Genomic DNA, 19,568 nt, shown 5'->3' with positions numbered 1-19,568 from the left:
TTCATTTCCTATTTAATAAATGAAGTGCTTCCTCTGAGGAAATGTCATCATTTGTTAGAGCTTCAAGTATATCGTCTAATTCATCTTTATCAGTACCGTTGAAGAAACGGTCACAATAGGATAGCTGATTTTCAAAAGTAGGGTTACTATACAAATCAGGCACCTCAAAATTTATTCCTTTGAAATTCTGATTCATCAGTTGCACAAATCTCAAGGCACTGAGTGAACTCCCTCCGCTACTAAAGAAATTATCACTTTCTCCAACATCAACTACTCCCAAGACTTTATCCCAAATATCATATAATATTAATTCGATCTCTTCCTTATTTAATTCTTTCTGTATACTTTCGTCCTCTATTTGAACATCCATATTCACCTTTTGCTTGTCGTAATGATAATCATCGACTTCTTTCCAAAACGTTTCTCCAAACGGAATCTTTAACACTGGTTTCAAATAATGAACTTGCTCTAAATCAAATTTAGAAACCAAGCTCCATTGGTAACCATTCTGAAAAAAACACTTTAGTGCATTCTGGAATTCAACAAAATCTATTGGAGGAATTGCTGTATCATTTCCAAAATCTTTCTTATCATCTAAAATCAATGTAAGATTAATTGTATTACCGTTAATCCCTTTATGGTTTAAATAACCTGCCATAGAGTCCAAATATTGATTTACAGCACAACATTCACTCGCCGATTTAGTACCCATTAAAGAAGAAATGGATGAGAATAAAATAAAGAAATCCAATGTATTCGTATCTAACTCTCTTTCAATAAAATGAGTGCTCAAAACTCTATTGTAAATCCCTTTTTTGAACTGATTAATATTTAGCTCCTTTATCCATAAATGGTACAGCTGCTTCGCTAACATAAAAGCTCCGTTAATATCTCCGTATTTATTTTTAATTATTGTAAATGTATTCTTAACGGCAAGTTCGTCTGTAACATCACATTTCATTATATTTACTTTGGAACCATTTTGCTCAATCGATCGGATCATCTTTATTTTATAAATGAGCATTTCATCATCCGCATTATTTCTATTAATAATTTCATCCCATTCAGAACGGTTAGGCAGTAAATTTCTAGCTAACAAAATAATATTCACTTTATTTTTTTCACTCAAAAAGCTTCCTAGCTGTACTCCTAAATAACCAGTACCTCCTGCAATGACATAGTTCCCGTTTTCTCTCAATGTAATTGGATTAGCCTTTATATTCTCACGTTGTCTTTCAATTACTTTCGTATATCTTTGATTTGTTCGATAAGCTATTAACTCTGGTCTTACTTCTTTTGGTGTACGTAATTCCTCTACTAACTGTTTAGCGATTTCTATAGGATCTCCTTTTAAATCATGATCAATTAGGAAGGAACTAATCGTTGGCTGTTCCTGTGAAATTACTTTCGCTAAACCAAATAATGTAACCCTTGCTGGAATAACTTCTTCATTTTCATTCACTTGTTCAGTGAAGGAAGAAAGTGTATTAATTTGGATTGGATGCGTAACATCAAACCTAAATAAAATCTTTGTTAGATTGAAAAGAGAAAATACTCCCTCCTCTTGCGTTAACTCTATATCTTCTTTATCATTCATTGTTTTATCAAATGGTTTTAAAGTAAAACCATGAACTATTCCCTTTAATTCTTTGAGTACGTCTGCACCTATATCCTCAAATAGATGCTGAAAGTCATCTTCTGATTGAATATTAATACCATATTGAGCAGATGATTTTTTCCTGAAATTATTATCTTTATTAATTTCGATAACTTCTGCCCCATTTTCTATAAGGATATTCTTTAATTCAAGAAGAATTGGATCATTTTCATTCATTAAAATTAACCATTTTCCATTTATGTTTACATTATCTTTTCCTGAATCAAGGTAATGGTAAATCCACTTCTTCTCATAAAATAATTCTTTCGTCTGTTCCTGCAAAACCTCTTTATCTGCTGGCCAAATCCGTTTTGTATTGAAAATACTTACTGGCAATGGAGCTATTTTTTGGTGCGTAAAAAGTTCTTTACATATATCATCCACACAATCTCCATCAAGGTATTTCTTCACTAATCCTGTATACGAATCTTCTTGCTGAAGAAAGTGATCCAGGTTCCTGATGCTTTCTAACTGGGTCTCTTCTTCGTCAGCTAAGAAGATTCCCTGTTGATAAAAGTTAAGAGGGACTTTCTCAAAGGTTCTAACATGTAGTACCCTTCCAATTTTCTCTATTAGATCTTCAATCCCTTTTGCAAAAATACATACCCTTGATTTCTCATGATTTCTACAATTATTGAGCGTATATGCTAAACTTCCTATGGCGTAGTGCTTATTATTTTGAAGGTGTTTTGAAAGAACTCCTAATTGCTCCCAAAGTGCACGTCTTGTTTTACTAGAGATTAATAAAGGTAATTCTTGTTCAACTTGAATATCCTGACGAAGGTCGTCATCCCTATACTCTTCTATTACAACATGAACATTCGTTCCACTTATTCCAATCGAATTAACACCCGCTCTTAATATACCTGCCTCTGAAATAACTTGATTATCAGCACTCACTTTAAAAGCTGTTTTATTTAAGTCAATCTTTGGATTCACTTCTTTAAAATGATTCACCCCTGGTATCATCCGTTTTTCAATAGAAAGTGCAGCTTTAATTAGTCCAGAAATTCCGGCTGCATCGCCCATATGACCGAAATTAGATTTTATAGAACCTAAGTAGCAATCTTTCTTCTTTTTCGCCCTCTTTGTATATGCTTTATTTAACCCCTCAACTTCTATTAAATCACCCACTTGTGTACCAGCTCCATGTGCTTCCACAAAGTTAATTTGGTCAAATGTTAATCCTGCTTCATCCAAAGCAGCAACTATGGCTTTTGACTGCGCATCTGGATTAGGTACTTGCATACCGTTTGACATGCCATCACTACTAACACTAGAGCCTTTTATTACACTATGAATATGGTTTCCTTCACGAATCGCATCAGATAACCTCTTTACTACAACAACAGCAATACCCTCGCCCCCAATAATTCCATCCGCGTCCTTATCGAAAGGTTTACAGCGATAGTTATTACTTCTGACCACATAATCAGGGGCTTCCTTTTCCCAATAAGGAAATAAGTCTAAATTAACACCACTTACTACTGCTAAATCACAATCTCCTTGTCGCAAGGCATTTTTGGCCGTGTGAATTGCCGTTAAAGAAGAGGAGCATGTTGTATTGACTGCCATAACTGGTCCCCTTAAATCTAGGGCATATGACAGATGATAACCAAGATTTGCTGGGATATTGGATAAAAATGCACGTTCATCAACATCGTTGAACAGTCGTAAATAGTCAAAAGCAGGGTGCGGGGTATGTGCAACGTATACTCCTGTATTGGAACCTTTTAAATCCTCTTCTCCATACCCTGCTCTTTTAAGGGACTCTATTGCAGTTTGTAAAAATAACCGCTCGGATGGTCCCATAAATTTAGCCTCGTGCTCACTCAAATCAAAATAGTCAGGGTCAAACTGCTCTATATCAGTTAACCAGGATCCATATGACCTGCTGTCTCCCTCGATATCATCAGCTATATGACTATACTTATTTCTAAGCTTTTTGTTTGAGTTCATAACAAGATCAAAGCGTTCTCGAGGAAATTTTGTTATATAATCTTGCTTTTCAGTAAGACCATCCCATAGTTCATCAACATTGTTAGTATTCGGGAATTTTAACGACATTCCGACTATTGCAATTGGTTCAGATTGGAATTGTTCTACTTCATTTAATAAGTCATGTGCTATTTGGGTATCCAGTTTTTCGTCACCCACCAGACTCAGTATTTTCCGTGATATATTACTTTGTTTCAAGGTTATCACTCCCAAAGTTTTAATGATGTTCTTATTAAGGAAATATGTTGCGATTATTCAGTAATATTATTTCTTAAAAGAAAATTCAATCATATAATGCATTACTAATTAATCTGCTGGGAGTGTCAATAATTTTGTGTAAATGACACTAAGCCCTTTTGTAAGAATTAAGCTAGTTATTTATTATAAACGACCTTGCAGGTCGGACTGTGACTTTCTTCTTCAGTTACTAACCCCATAGCTGGTTCTCACCAAGGGTCAAGCGTATTTGGCTTGATGCTTGGTGAGAACCAGCTAAACTTCCAAAACTGAAGAAGATTAAGTTTCGATAGCTTCAAACATTTTAAGTAGTTCTGGTTTAGCTTTTTCAAACCCTCTATGACATCGCATACTATGTTTTTCAATATAATGATGGAATTGCGTGACTAAATAACGTTTGAGCGATTCCTCATTCGGAAATTGCTCTTTGGCTTTGATATGGCGTTTGATTTGCTTATTAAAAGACTCTATTAAATTCGTGGAGTAAATACTTCTTCGAATAGAAGCCGGAAAATCAAAAAACGTTAGGAGTTGTTCATGCCCCATCACATTTTTAATGACAGATGGATAAAGCTTTTGCCATTTCTCCCGAAATTGTTCGAGTTGAGATTCAGCTTCAGTACGATTTTCAGCTTGATATACCTTTTTAAAGTCATTAGAGATGTCTTCACGATCGCTGACGCGTACTTTTTTAGAAATATTTCGAGAAACATGTACGCAGCAAACCTGATGTTTCGCTTTAGAGTAAACACGATGAATCGAATCGGTCATTCCTTTAAGCCCATCAGAGACAAACAACAGAACGTTTTTAACGCCTCGTTCACGAAGGGACGAAAGCATCTCTTCCCAAACGTGAGCTGATTCCGTTGGGGCAATCGTATAATCCAAAACTTCCTTTGTGCCATCTTCGGTAATGCCAATCGATATATAGACAGCTTCTTTTTGGACAGTATCGCGTCTAATTGGAATATGCGTAGCATCTAAATAGACACAAACATAGCGCTCGTTGAGCCTTCGGCTGTGGAACGCTTCTAAATCCTCTGATACACGCTGAGTGATATTGGAAATGGTCTGTTTCGTATAGTGATGGCCGTACATTCGCTCAATAAGTTGAACGATTTCGTCTGTCGTGATGCCTTTTTGATACATATGAATGATATAACTTTCAAGAGTATCATTCGTGCGATTATAAGAGCCCAGAGTTTGTTGCTTAAATTCACCGTTACGATCGCGTGGAATATCAATATTTAATTCCCCATATTCCGTTTTAATTGAACGAGGGTAAGTGCCATTACGTGAATTGCCAGAATTAAAACCTTTTCGATCATAAGGTTCATAATCTAAGAAAGCTGTCAATTCATTTTTGAGTAATTGATTGACTGCTGACTCAAGATGTTGGCGAAAAACTTCTTGGATATCCTGTTTTTGGACTAGAGCTTCAATTAAATCTGTAGTAACATGGTTCATAGGGAAGACCTCTTTTCTGTGAATTTTGTCGGCTAACTTAATTCTACAAAAAGGGTCTTCCTTTTTCTATGTTCTAAAAATCATTTACACAAAATATTTTATACTCTCAATCTGCTAAGACTCCCTCCAATTTAATAAGCTAACATAAAGATACATATATAAAGTGAATCTTCAAATTCTATCATCCTCCACTGATTGTTAGTACTAAAGGATATGACCTAAAGTCCTTTTCCGAAAAGGAATTTGTGCTGTTATCTCCCGCTTAGACTTGTTAGCTAACTCCCAATTCTTGAAGTGGGAATCTTACAGCACCTTATATCCTTGATAAAATCTAGAAATTTATATTTGTATTAAACTTTAACATGTACTGCTAGATTCAATGAGACAAATACTATTTTTTATCTCTACACTTCTAAGCTGAAAACGATCCATGGTCATACTCTCTGAACATTCTTTACTCCATCTACAAGTTCATCCATATATTCCCTGAAATTTGCAATTAGCAAATCAACTTCACTTTTACTAATTTTCTTTTGGTCAGCCTCTAGACTTATAGTGAATTGTCCATTTAGCACATAAATGTTTATCTCCAATAAGTAATTCAATTTATTATCTGGATGAATTGCAGGTGCTTGTGGAAGATCTTCCGCATATTTAAACAGTCTTTCTTTTTCGTTTGATATATTGGTATGTGTGCCAATATCATTATCAAACTCACCCAAGTAATTCACCAAAATATTAGAATTTATTTTTTTCAAACTTTCCTTTTCTTGAAACCATCTAGCAACCATATAACTTATACCGCTTCCAGTATTCGCTATTGACTCATTAACAGATTTTAGTAACGATATAGACTCAGAATTAGATGATACAAGAAGTGGATACATCGTTGTAAACCATCCAATCGTGTTACTTAAATCTAAATCTATTTTTGTATCATTACGACCATGTCCTTCAAAATTAAATAATATGTCTCTTTCCCCGAAGACTTTCATAAATGCTTTTGAGAACGCAGTTACTATCATGGCATCTGTACGGAAATCCTCATTTATATTTTTTGCTCCCAGAATTAATGTCGTTTTATCACGATCTATTTTACTAATAGTATGATATCTCTCACTAAAAATATAATCCTCTCTCACTGGAGTAACGCATAGAGGGTGCACATGATCAATGTTCAGGTTATCCCAATAGGCCGTATCTTCTTTGCTTACGTTTATATTCCTTAGGCGATTAACCCAACCAGAAAAAGGCTCTACGAATACACGATTGATTTCTTTTCCAGCAAGCATATCGGAGTATGTTCTCTCTAATTCGTCCATTAATACCCTCCAAGAAATACCATCTACAACTAAGTGATGTACGAATAAAGTTAATAATGGCTGAGAATTTGTTAATGAAACGAGTCCTTTTATAGGTAATTCCTTTCCAAATTTGAATTCATGTTGTAAAGTGAATTGCACCTTCTCCATCTCTTTATTCAACTTCTCCTTGGATATTGTTCTAAAATCCTTCAAAACTAATTGAAAATTGTTAGCAAGATCAGGTTCTACAAATGCTCTAGGTTCATGATCAGTCAGGTCGAACCACGTAACTAAACTTTCATTTTTAGAAATGATCCATCTAAAAGCGTTTTGTAAAGTTTCTAGATTAACATCCTTTGGTAATTCTACTGTCATTAGTAAGTTCCAATAGTGTGGGTGTATAAAGGATTGTTCAAAGAACCATTTCTGCATTGGCGCTAGATGAATCTCTTTAGCTTCTATATGTCTGTTCTCGGATTGAAGATACTGCTTGCTAGACTCCTTCGCAATTTTTCGAACAGTCCTTAAGTTGAAGATTTGGTTAATTCGAATAGGGATATTTCTTTCTTTAGCCCTTGATATTAGTCTTAGTGCTTTTATGGAGTCCCCACCAACTCTAAAGAAATCGGAATTAACACCAACCTCTTCATCTCCCAAAATACTTTTCATAATTTCTAACAATTCTTTTTCCAAATTCGTTAACTCTAAATCATATTCAGTATCATCGGAAAACTTCTTTATTCTAGGTTTAGGTAACGAAGCTCTGTCAACTTTTCCGCTTGTAGTAACTGGAATCGAATCCAATCTTTCATAATGAGATGGCAACAAGGTTTCTGGTATATTTTGTAGAAGTAGTTTATCAATCTCTGTTTGATTGATCTCTCTATTCGTTACAAGATAAGCACATAACCTTTCGTCTTGATTGCTATTCGTATGAAGACGAACAGCAGCATCTTGAACCGTTGGTAAATCACGTAAGTACCTCTCTATTTCCTCTAATTCCACTCGATGTCCGCGTAGCTTGACCATATTATCTTTTCGCCCAAAACAAACCACTTCACCATTTGGCAAGATTTGGCCTATATCGCCTGTTTTATAGATATAACCAGGTTGCAAGTACTCTATTGTATTTGGAACAAATTTTTCTCTAGTTAAATTTCTGTTACCTAAGTAACCTAACGCTACACTTTCCCCAGATAACACGATCTCTCCAATTGCATGAGGTGGAGCTAGATTACCCTGATTATCAACGATATAAATAGATGTATTCTGGATTGGAATCCCGATTGGAATGTAACTAGAGACGAAATCCTCTTTAGTTACTTCACGAATAATCGTACCCACCGTGGCTTCAGTGGGGCCATATTCATTAAATATTCTGGAATTGGGAAATCTAGAATATATTTCTCTGCATAAGGATACATCTAATGCTTCTCCTCCAAGAATAAAGTTCTGTATATCTGGTAATTCCTTTTTATTCTCTATTAGAAGTTTTATTTGCTTAGGCGTTCCTTTAATCGATATCTTTTCCCTAATATTCGTGAGCTTTTCAAACTTTTGGTCAATCTCACCTTCACAAGATATTATTTTTCCGCCAGTAAGTAATGGTAAAAACATCGATGTTATCGTTAAATCAACCGAAATAGATGTAAAGAGTGGCATATTTAATAGTCTTTCATTAGAATAATAACGTTTTGCCCAAGTAAGGTAGTTATTGAGATTTTTCCTTGAGATTACTACCCCTTTAGGTATCCCAGTGCTTCCGGATGTAAATAATACATACGCTGGTTTGCCACTTACTGTCTTATCCAAACTACTAGCATTACTTTCTAGTACAGAGGTTTTTCCTAACATTCTATTTAAGGAATTTCCCTTTACGCCAGTATTTTTCTTTCTAATCTTTATGATCACATCAAATCTATACTGATTAAGTTCATTTGGAATTGTGTAAGTTTTATTTGAACTTATTAATTCCACATCTGCTTCAATATCTTTTACGATATTTTCTAATATAAAATCATTTACAAATAAATCTGTTTCCCAATCTAGCTTTGTGTTCCTATTTGGATGATTTTCTTTATATGTTCTTAATGAACTTAGGAAATCCTTATTTTTATCTAAATGTAGTAGATCTCCTAAAAAAACAAACCCACCTTCTTTTAAGGACTCTACTGCATTTTTTAATACTATTTTCAAGTAATCATAATTTGGAAAACAATGTACAACACTATTGATAATAACAGCGTCTAAATCCTTGCCTTTATAATTAATTTCGTGTGCTTTAGCTACTCGAAAATCTATATGATTAATATCCTCTTCTTTTGCTTTATTCTTATTTCTATTAATAATAGAAGGGGATAAATCTGTTGCTATATATGAATCTACATGTGCAGCTAACGAAAATGTTGTCAACCCTGAACCACAGCCAATTTCAAGTACCTTTGAATGATTTGGTAAGAGATCAAGTATTTTACTCACTGCGTTAGTCACGTATTCATCCATTTCTAAATCACTAAATGGTTCCCCTGTATAACTACTATTCCAGCCACTTGCCCCTATATCGGTCTTTTGTTCCTCGGCAAAAAAGTTCCATAGTGACTCGTCCATCAATTCACTTTTTTCACCTATAGCGGATTCTTCTAGCTTATCTGAGTCAAGGACCTTCACTACTCTTATATCTTTACTTTCATATAAAATTTTGTTAGTTAGAGAGTAGAAATTTTCCACTGTTAAAATACATTCTGCATTTGTTTGCTCAACAATCGATTCAATTTTAGATTTAGGGGTATTAGGAGAAATAGGTACAAAGGTAACATTAGCTAACAAACTTGCTAAAATGCTCATTATTGTGTAACGATTATTATCAGTTATGATCAAAGTACTAGTAATAGGATAATCCATGTTTTGAAGTTCGCTAGCTATTCCCATACTTATATGTAAAAGTTCTTGATAAGATACGGTACCATTCTCATCTTCAATTGCAACATGATTTGGATATTTGTTAGCACTCTCTTGAATCATTTCAATAAAGGAATATTTTGTATGAACCGTTTCTCCAATTATACTGTTTCCATTATCCACAATGTTATGGTCTATTATTTGCTCTCCATTTAGAATATCATCCAATATAGTATGATAATTGTTAATTAATGTATCGATAAATTCATCAGAATATATTTTATCGTAATATTCTATATTACAAATCAATTCACCATCTGGCATTTCTACAAATTCAAATTCTAAATCCCATTTCGTTGTTTTGTGTGCTGTCAGTATTGGTGTTAATTCATAACTATTAAGATGGGTTTCCGTATTCTTGAATTTAAAGTTCTGTAGTGCGACATTTATATTAAAAATTGGCGATCGACTTGCATCTCTTGGTAACTGTAGTTTTTCAACTAATAAATTAAATGGATAATCCTGGTGCTGAAAATCCTCTAGTAAAACTTCTTTTACGCTTGATAAAAGCGTACAAAAATCATCTTTAGAATTATAGTTAACCCTTACCGGAATTGTATTTGTAAATAGACCAACTATTTTCTCCAAAGCTTCGTTAAATCTACCAGAAATTGGAGAACCAATCACCATATCCTCTTGTCCTGTCATACTATTAATTAACTTAAATATACTAGAAACCAATAGCATATAGAGTGTGCTTTCTTCTTTACTAGCATACTCTCGTAATCTTCTTGCCTGACTAGAACTAAAAGAGAACTTTTTTATTTTTCCAGTAAATTCAAAAATATTCGGTCTGATTTTATCCCCTACAATTTCTGTAACGGGAAGATCATCAGTAAATTTATTTAACCAATATTTTTCATGCTCTTCAAAGGTCTCACTTGCTAAAAGTTGATGTTGCCATATCGTGTAATCAATATATGTGTATTCTATTTTCTGTAGTTCATCCATTATTTTATTATCACTATTATATAAAGTGAATAATTCATCTGATAATATAGCTAGCGACCACCCATCCATAATGATATGGTGCATCATAAGTGAGAAAATGGTTTCAGTATCTGAAATTTTATAGACTAATACTCTAATTAGTGGACCCTTTTCCAAGTCATAAGGAGTTTCTTTCCACTTATCAATTTGAGCAAAAGCATTTGCTTCCGCATCGTTATATAATGCAAAGTCTTTAAACTCATATAAATAATTTGGTTTGTCCAATACCTTCTGTTTTGTTTCCGATTCACTTCTTACAAAAATAGTTCTTAGCATTTCGTGCCTTATTGATAATAAATCGAAAGTTTTCTTTAACTTATTATTGTTAATAGGACCAGCTACTTTAAAGACAAATGGCGTATTATACACCATTTTCTGTTCTGTTATTTGATCAATAATACTTAACCTTTTTTGACCATAAGACACAGGGAATAATTTATCCTCATTCACCATCACTTTGGGAATATCTTTCATGGATATAACATCTGTTTTAAAGATTTTCTTCTCTATTTCTGCAAAAGAAGTAAATAAATCTTCCATTTCTACTTCACTATTAAACTTAGATTTTAATCGGGAAATAAATTGTAATCCTGATAGGGAGTTCCCTCCTACAGATATGAAACTATCTTCTTTTTTGATATGTGTAATTTCCAAAATATTTTCAGCTACATGAATAATTTCTTCCAGATTAGACCTTTGGTGAGTATCATGATCGTGTTTATGATTTATTAAATTATTTGTCCAATAAGATTTTTCATAAAAAGAATAGGTCGGTAATGAAACCTTATTTATTGTAATGTTACCAAATTGTTTATGCCAACTACATTTACCTCCGTCTACATAGGACTTTGCTAGTTGAAGTAAATCATCTTCTACGTTTACCTCACATATAATTTTTGTCCAATTTTCAAAGTTGGTAGTTGATAAATCTTTACAAATTTTCACAAATTCTTTTGTATTGCTTGCAATAATAGCTAATCGATGAACATGGTGTTCTCTACCTGTACATAATGTAAAAGCAATGTTCTGTAAATAATACTCAGATTCATCTATAAACGCGTAACGATTAATAATCTTTTCTAATGACTCGGTCGTTTTTGCGGAAATTGGTAATACATATTTTTTATGCCCTTCTGTTATTTGTTGGATGTTATAATCTATGTTAGGTGGCTCCTCTAAAACAATATGAACATTTGTACCATTAAAACCAAAACAACTTATTCCAGTTCTAATTGGAGCTTCATCATATTTATTTTCTCTCAGATAGTAGGGTGTCGTAGGAATAAAAACTGGGGAATCAACAAAATCAATATGTTCATTTGGTTCCAGCATATTAACTGTTGGAGGAACCACACCTCTTTTCATAACGTGAATAGCTTTTATAATGCCGGATAGGCCAGCCGCACCATCTAATAAGTGCCCAATATTACCTTTAACTGATCCAATAGGAATAAATTGTTTACGATCTGTATACCGCTCAATTACTTCTTCGATACCTTTTATTTCAATTGGGTCTCCAAGATATGTACCGGTACCATGTGTTTCAATATAGTCAAGTTGTTCTGGAGTTATCCCTGCTAACTTCCAAGCTTCTTGCAATAAATCAGCATGTGCTTTTGGGTTAGGTGCTGTAATCCCAGCTGAAGTTCCATCATTGTTTACTTTCGATGCAGAGATAACAGCATGAATATGATCCCGATCATCTAACGCTTTATCTAAAGGCTTTAACAGAAGTGATATAACTCCTTCCCCTCTCCCGATTCCATTAGCTGAATTATCAAAAGGCTTGCTCTTTTGTTGTTCGGACATAATACCCGCTGCATTCATAAATAGTTTGTTGCTATTAATTGGAAAAGGAAATATATTTACTCCTCCAACTAAAGCTGTGTCACAATCATTATTCATCAATCCAACGCACGCTTCGTGAATTGCCAACATAGAAGAAGCACATGTAGAATTTATAACATAAGAAGGTCCTTTTAAATCAAAAATATAGGATAATCGAGATGCAATAAATGCAGGGACATTTCCAGGAACACTAAGTGGCGTATATTCTAGGAAGGATTCAGCGTAATTCGTCATTGCCGCAGACAAATACACTCCAGTATTAGATCCCTTCATTCTATCACCAGCATACCCTGCATCTTCAAAACAGTTGTAAGCAATTTGAAGAAACCTTCTTTGTTGAGGATCCATAACTTTTGCCTCAGCTTCTGAGATACCAAAAAATTCAGGTTCAAATTTTTCTATATCATCTAACCAAGCTGCATCCCAAAAAGGTTTTGCGGAAGAGATTTCTAATCTTTCCTGATTATTCTTAATGAAATTATTACATAGGGACTTTCTTGAATCGTTTAATTCCGTTATTTTATCGTCCTGATTCATTAAAACTTCCCAAAAATCATCAAATGTTTTCGCTCCTGGTAATTCAGATGAGATTCCAATAATTGCAACCTTCCTGTCTACATTTTGAACGGTTGTTTCCGATATTTCATTTACAGATTGAATAATTTCTTTAGCAGCATTCTTTGAAATTTCTTTCTCTTTCAGAAGATTTAAGATTAACGGTTTTAATTTGCTCATTCAATGACCTCCTATCATTAAACAAAAAAATTTTCTAGCAAGCCTATATTAACTTCGTTTAGTTGGCACTCTTTTGGAAAAGAATCATCTCTATAACAAACTGATAATTTATAGTTAGCTACAGCATCATATTGTTTAAAATAGTACTGATTATCATCAAAATCTTGTTTAATATATATATCTTCCTTGTATTTCCATATTGAAAACCGATCTAAAGGCAAATTTAACCCTAGTCCCATATTTTTAACAAAAGATTCCTTCAATGTCCATATTTCAAAAAAAGTTTCTTTCCTCTCTGCAGCAGGCGTTCGAAGATAATATTGTATCTCCATGCTTGAAAAAAATGTTAGTACTATATCGTCAAAATCACATCTATTCACTTTTTCTATATCAATTCCTATCCCGTATTCTCCAACTGCCATAACTACCCAATCACCGGAGTGTGAAACATTATAATGAACATGGTGAGAAGAACAAAAAGGTTTACCAAATTCCCCTAACCCAAAAGTTAAATCATTGTAGCTGACATGTAACCTTTTTGACAATATATATCTAACTAACAAATCAGAAATCAATGTTCTATAAGAATCGGATATTCTAGCAAAAGATCTAATTTTTTCTTTTTTATCTAAATCAATAATATTTAATAAACGAGAAAAATTATGTATTTTTTTCGGCAACTTTATTAGATAAATATCTAACATATATCACACCCTACTTTTTAATAACTATTAAAAACTAAAATCAATCCCTTAATATAATAGAACTATAAAAAATTTGTAATTTCCTATATTATAGTATAATCATGCTATGAAAGTAATTTTTTTCCTTTTCATTATCTATGTTTTATTGTATATTGGAAAATAATAAGAAAAAAGTGAAATATGAAATTTTATTTTTCATATTTTGAAGGAGTTTGTTTTCAAATGGAGGTTTTAGAGTATTATATTGATTTAAAATTTAAATATCAACAGGCGGACAAAATACTTATATCCAAACAAGAAATAGCAGATATTCTTTTCTGTTCTTCTAGAAATGCTCACTATATATTGCAAAAATGGATTGAAAAAGGGTATGTTGCTTGGAAAGGTCAACGTGGTCGTGGCAAAAAATCAACCTTAACATTTTTAAAGTCTTTCGACGAAGCAGCACTTCTTCATGTTGAAAATTTGGTTAAAAAGGAGAAAGTGAAAGAAGCAGTAAACTTTGCAATACAAAGTAATTTTTCCTCTAGCCTAAAAGAGAATCTTTTATCTACCATAAAAAATGCATTTGGTATTCAACATATAGAAAAACAAGAGGAAATGAATGATATTTTACATATGCCATTCCAACACAGTATGTATAATATGAACCCTTTTTTTGTAACAATTGCTACAGAGGCTCATATCCTTAATGAGGTCTTTGACACACTGGTTCGTTATAATGCTGTTAGCAAAACGATCGAACCCCATCTTGCACATGGATGGGAAGTTAACGAGGACTACTCCATTTGGACCTTTTATATTCGCAAAGGGGTTCGATTTCATGATGGAAAAACTTTAACTAGTAAAGACGTTCAATGGACATTTCAATCACTTATAAATAGTGGCATAGATATTCCAAATAAATGGTTGTTGGAGGGGATACAAGATATTACGATTCAAAACAAATACATCATCTCATTTCACTTAAAAGATGGGAATCGTGTATTTTCCAATTTTTTAAGTGCTATTTTCACATCCATTATCCCTATAGGATATGATATTAATAACTCCATTCTTATAGGAACCGGACCTTTCAAAATTGACTTTGTTAATGATAAAAAAATTGTTTTAAAGGCTTTTGAATATCATTTTCAAGGAAGACCTTTTTTAGACCAAATTCAAATGTGGAAACTACCTGAAACTAACCTTAATCCATTGAATTTTTTTACCCATGATAATCTAGGAAAAGATAAAACGAAAGGCTTAACTTATACCATTTATGATAATGGAAGTAATTACTTAATATTTAACATGAAAAAGTCAGGTGCCCACCAAAGTTGTTTCTTTAAACAAGCAGTGAGTGAAATGATTGATTCTCGAAAAATGGTACAGGACTTGGGGGGAGCAAGAGAAGCACCTTCCACAAGTTTTATTCCAAGTAAGAGCAATTACAAGAACATGAAGCATTCGACTATGAAGGCAAAACAACTTCTTAATAAATCGAAATACAAAGGTGAAATTATCCATTTAGCTGCATTACGTTTTGAAGATTTTTTAGAGGATGCCAATTGGATGGCACACAAACTAAAGGAGATCGGCATTAAGGTTAAGGTTCACCCAATTGAGTTGGCGGATATCTACAATGAAGACTTCATGTTATCTTTTGATGCCGTTTACACAGGAGAAGGTTTTGAAGATAATATAGAGTTAGCGATTCTAATACTCCTTCGCAATGAATATGGAATTCGTAGATTTCTTAGTCCTTCTCAACTTGACGAATTAGACAAAGGTTTCAATGCCATAATAAAACAGCCCCATTATGAGGGGTTTCTTCTAGCATTTCAAGCAGTTGAAGAAAAATTAAAAGAAGATGGCACCATTATTTTTACCGTTCATGCATCTGAACAGGATACCTTCCAATCAAATTTACAAGGAATTCATATAAGTGGATATGGCTGGCCAATATTTCGGAAGTTATGGTTAAAAAAAGAATAAGTTTATACTTTATAAATAGCTAATAAAATGATTTTCAGAAGAGTTTTTTTGAAAGAAGTTATATAAATTAAGGTAGAGTTAAAGAAGAAATTGTATAATTAATATATGATAACCCTTTAATAATAATTATAGCTAGTAGGTTAGAATATGGACTGCTTTATTTTTTACTGTTGGACTTTTCTCATTTAGAAAAACAAATTCTCTAAAAAATGTGAAATATAAAAACATACATTGCACTTTTTCCTTCTTAATTTCCAATATACAATATTAATTGGGGAAGGAGAAGAAAAGCAATGAATTTATCTGATTTTAAACAATTTCATTTGAATATTAAAATTCGCATGGTTGTTTCATTTGTTTCGGATATAGCGGAAATGAGTATATTTCCCTTTATGGCCATTTATTTTTCCAGTAATCTAGGAATGGCTTGGGCTGGAGCAATTTTAACATTGACAACCGTTGTATCGATCATCTTTGGTATGTATGGAGGTTCTTTTGCAGATCGGTTTGGAAGAAAAAAAGTCATGGTAGCAGGAAGTATAATTCAAACAATTTCATTTGTCATTATTGCTCTTGCTAATTCTCCATGGTTTGAATCTGTCTGGCTTACTTTTTTTATGTTTTTTCTATTAAGTATTACCAGCAGATTTATCGATCCTGCCTCAGAAGCACTCCTAATAGACGTTAGTTCAGAGGAAGAACAGCCCTTGATGTATCGATTTGTCTATTGGTCTAGCAATCTTGCATTCTCAATGGGGATCATCCTCGGTGGATTATTCTTCCAAACTCATAAATTTGAGCTATTTTTAGGATTTGCCATCCTCTCAATCTTTACATTCTTGTTAACAGTGGGATGGATTCAAGATGATTATGTGCCAAAAAATGATAAGAAGAATGGTGTTATTTTAGGCTTTATTTCCGATTATATAAAAGTATTAAAAGACGCTCGTTTCATGGTCCTTTGCGTATCAACACTACTCATTCTATCGTTAGAATTTCAGCTATATGGCTTTATCGCTGTTCGTCTAAATGAAGATATTCATACTTCGATTTTCGGAATCATCATTGATGGTCCCAAAATGTTAAGCATTCTAATTGTTACTAATACGATGATTGTAATTTTAGCATCGGGTATAGTTGGAAACATAGCTCAGAAAATAAATATGAATACTACTTTGTTCGTAGGCTTGTTTATGTACGTATTGGGTTACAGCTTCTTAGCATGGAATAACGTGATAGTCCTGTTGACAGTTGCAATCGCAGTAGCTACTGTAGGAGAAATTCTTTTCCAGCCTATTCGTTCAACCTATGTAGCACAATTAGCAAATAAAGATGCAAGAGGCTCTTATATAGCAGTGAGCGGATTATCCATGGATGCAGGACAAATATTAGGTAGTTTAGGCCTAATGATTAGTGCTTTATTATCGAATGCTATGATGACAGCTCTGTTTTTGTTGATAGGCGGCCTTGGGATACTGGGTTTCTTATGGACCGTTCAGGATTATAGATTAAAAACAAAAAAAGATATTGCGTAGAACTTTAAAGACTAGTACAAATTGACATATACAAAAAGTGTTTTTATATTATTTTCTGCCTCTTAGCTAATTAAAATGAAATAAGCTTGAACATACTGAAAACTATGAACAAAGGCGCAAGCGCCCGTTTAGCAACGTAGCGACTAGAACGAATCAACTAAAGTTTTAGGAATCATGCTCCTGCAACAGGAGTGTGCCGGCGCCCTCCGGCAAGCCCGTCTTTAGCCGGCCTTCCTATTTAGACCGAACCGATGATGACTTATCGTAGGGCAATGGAGTGAAGTCGCCTAGTTGTTGGTGCTGGAGCCGGACGGGGCCCATTCGGTTATTTGGTTACGCCATAGCATCAAATTTTATACTTTCTTATCTTTTAAAATAAACTGTTAAGTGGTTCTTAATTACTCTTAAACAAATACAATGACTTAAGAATTTTAATTGGCATTGATACGATCTGCAACTAGTTTTGAAGCATTGACTTTCGGACGCTCTCCCGTACGATAACAACCACTATAAGCTGAAGGTTTAATATAGACAGCAGTATGAAACATTAGACGAAAACTAAAAGCGAGGAAGCAAATATGTTTTAGGACATACTTCATTTATGTAAATTATAGAAGATTTACGACAAGTATTCGGATATGTTTTTTATCTAATTCGTATTACTATCTTTCGTTATTTTCAAAAACAAAGTGATCACCGCCTCCCAATAATAATTAATTTGCTATATCTATAGAGTTATCTTGCTCCTTGTCCTTTGTCAGGAATGAAACAATAAGCAACGTTAGAATAGAAATAGGCAATCCGAGAAATACCGGATGTACTCCAAAAGGATGACCTGAAATTTGCCATGTAACCGCAACAACGAGCCCTAACCACATGGATGAAATACCTGCTTGTTTAGTTGCACCTTTCCAAAATAGCCCAAAAACAACAGGTGCCAATAAGCCCGATACCAACATGGCTGTACCAGTTACCCATAGATTTACTAATTGTGGAATATACAGGGAAAGCAATAATGCAAAGACTGAAACTAAAATTACGGATAAGCGACTGTATTTCAATAACTTTGTATCATCCCTATTCTTCATTCTAGGTTTAATTAAATCATTGATAACGGAAGAAGAACTTGCCATAAAAAAGGAATCAGCAGTTGAAATAACGGTTGCCATTAACGCGGTAATCATGATTATAATTATTGGGAAATGAAAAACGTTTGTAATAACTTCATAATAAATTAACGCTGAATTTTCCATATTAAGTTGTAAACCATATTTTCCCAAGACTCCAATAGCAATTACAAATGCTCCAATTAAACAACCAAGGATGATGGAAGCCCAGTATCCACGAAGAGCTACTCTATCACTACTGGCTGCCCAATACCTTTGCCATAAATCTTGCCGAACAAACTGATAACCTCCAATTGTAACAGTATATATTAAAACTTCTGTTGTCGGTATTCCAAAAACATTTAAGTGGCTTCCTTCGTTTATTGCCTGAGCATTTTGTGAAATAGTACTAAAATCTCCTGCAACAATTAAAGTGGCAAAGAATAGTAAGAATACACCAACTGTCTGTATAGTCCCATGAACAGCATCCTGCCATATAACAGATTTTAATCCCCCGTAATATGTCTTGATGGTTAATAGAACCCAACTAATTACAACCCCTGTGGTCATGCTAAGGCCAATCGTCAAATTTAATATAGTGGCAATAGCAGTAAATTGCATACCTGTAATTGCGCAATAGGCAATCAATATACTTATAACAGTAGGAATACGTGCGGATTCACCGTATCGAAGTGCTGTAAAGTCACCAATGGTAACCATTCTATGTTTACTTCCTATCTTTCTAATCTTTTTTACTAGAAAGAAGGCCATAAGTATTCCCACTACTAATAAGCTAATGTTCAACCATTGCTGTCCCATCCCTAAAACATTTCCATTTTCCATAAAACCGAGTAATGTCGATCCCCCAACAGCAGTCCCAACAAAAGTTAGGATAATAGGAAATAATGATACATTTCTGCTTGCCAAATTGTAATCATCATATGTTTTAATCGAACTTTTATTAATGTAAACAGAAAGGGCGAATAAAAAGAAGAAATAAAGAATCACTATGGAACCTAATACCATTTTTTGTTCTTCCGGGAACATTCATG

7 protein-coding genes are annotated in these 19,568 nt (G+C 33.6%); 2 read left to right on the top strand and 5 right to left on the bottom strand.

Translation table 11 applies throughout. The annotated features are described in order from the left end of the window. Position 1 precedes the first annotated feature (1 nt). The 4 genes from B2C77_RS06120 to B2C77_RS06105 all read right to left on the bottom strand — a co-directional run bounded on the left by B2C77_RS06120 (position 2) and on the right by B2C77_RS06105 (position 13,898). Positions 2-3,853, bottom strand: a complete 3,852-nt coding sequence (locus B2C77_RS06120; protein WP_254843942.1) for a beta-ketoacyl synthase N-terminal-like domain-containing protein — start codon at positions 3,851-3,853, stop codon at positions 2-4. A gap of 318 nt (positions 3,854-4,171) precedes the next feature. Next, entirely contained in the window at positions 4,172-5,359 is a 1,188-nt protein-coding gene (locus B2C77_RS06115; RefSeq protein ID WP_077701816.1) for an IS256 family transposase, read from the bottom strand. 434 nt (positions 5,360-5,793) lie between these two features. Beyond that, positions 5,794-13,194, bottom strand: a complete 7,401-nt coding sequence (locus B2C77_RS06110; RefSeq protein ID WP_077702826.1) for a condensation domain-containing protein — start codon at positions 13,192-13,194, stop codon at positions 5,794-5,796. A 17-nt stretch (positions 13,195-13,211) separates the two neighbouring features. Next, positions 13,212-13,898 carry a 4'-phosphopantetheinyl transferase family protein gene (locus B2C77_RS06105; protein ID WP_077702825.1) on the bottom strand — a complete coding sequence of 229 codons (687 nt, stop codon included), beginning with the start codon at positions 13,896-13,898 and terminating at the stop codon, positions 13,212-13,214. Between the two features lie 222 nt (positions 13,899-14,120). Here B2C77_RS06105 and B2C77_RS06100 point away from each other — a divergent pair, with 222 nt between their 5' ends. Both B2C77_RS06100 and B2C77_RS06095 read left to right on the top strand, forming a co-directional pair. Next, complete coding sequence (locus B2C77_RS06100) at positions 14,121-15,875, top strand: ABC transporter substrate-binding protein (RefSeq protein WP_164085472.1); 1,755 nt, start codon at positions 14,121-14,123, stop codon at positions 15,873-15,875. A gap of 293 nt (positions 15,876-16,168) precedes the next feature. Continuing rightward, the gene (locus B2C77_RS06095) at positions 16,169-17,410 is read left to right on the top strand and encodes an MFS transporter (protein ID WP_077702823.1); all 1,242 of its coding nucleotides are present in this window, start codon (positions 16,169-16,171) and stop codon (positions 17,408-17,410) included. Positions 17,411-18,123: 713 nt separating this feature from the next. On the opposite strand, the gene B2C77_RS06090 is transcribed toward B2C77_RS06095, so the two are convergent. Further along, positions 18,124-19,563 (bottom strand): sodium:solute symporter family protein, encoded by a 1,440-nt coding sequence (locus tag B2C77_RS06090; protein WP_077702822.1) that lies wholly within the window; start codon positions 19,561-19,563, stop codon positions 18,124-18,126. Positions 19,564-19,568: the final 5 nt, after the last annotated feature.

The sequence above is a fragment of the Virgibacillus dokdonensis genome, from assembly GCF_900166595.1.
GTDB classification, from domain to species: domain Bacteria; phylum Bacillota; class Bacilli; order Bacillales; family Amphibacillaceae; genus Virgibacillus; species Virgibacillus dokdonensis.
The sequence above is the reverse complement of the archived record's forward strand: the minus strand, read 5'-3'. Positions and strand labels throughout refer to the sequence as shown.

Coding starts and splice junctions, on each gene's coding strand:
- B2C77_RS06105 (WP_077702825.1), bottom strand. CDS start 13,898: ATGTTAGATATTTATCTAATAAAGTTGCCGAAAAAAATACATAATTTT.
- B2C77_RS06110 (WP_077702826.1), bottom strand. CDS start 13,194: ATGAGCAAATTAAAACCGTTAATCTTAAATCTTCTGAAAGAGAAAGAA.
- B2C77_RS06115 (WP_077701816.1), bottom strand. CDS start 5,359: ATGAACCATGTTACTACAGATTTAATTGAAGCTCTAGTCCAAAAACAG.
- B2C77_RS06095 (WP_077702823.1), top strand. CDS start 16,169: ATGAATTTATCTGATTTTAAACAATTTCATTTGAATATTAAAATTCGC.
- B2C77_RS06100 (WP_164085472.1), top strand. CDS start 14,121: ATGGAGGTTTTAGAGTATTATATTGATTTAAAATTTAAATATCAACAG.
- B2C77_RS06090 (WP_077702822.1), bottom strand. CDS start 19,563: ATGTTCCCGGAAGAACAAAAAATGGTATTAGGTTCCATAGTGATTCTT.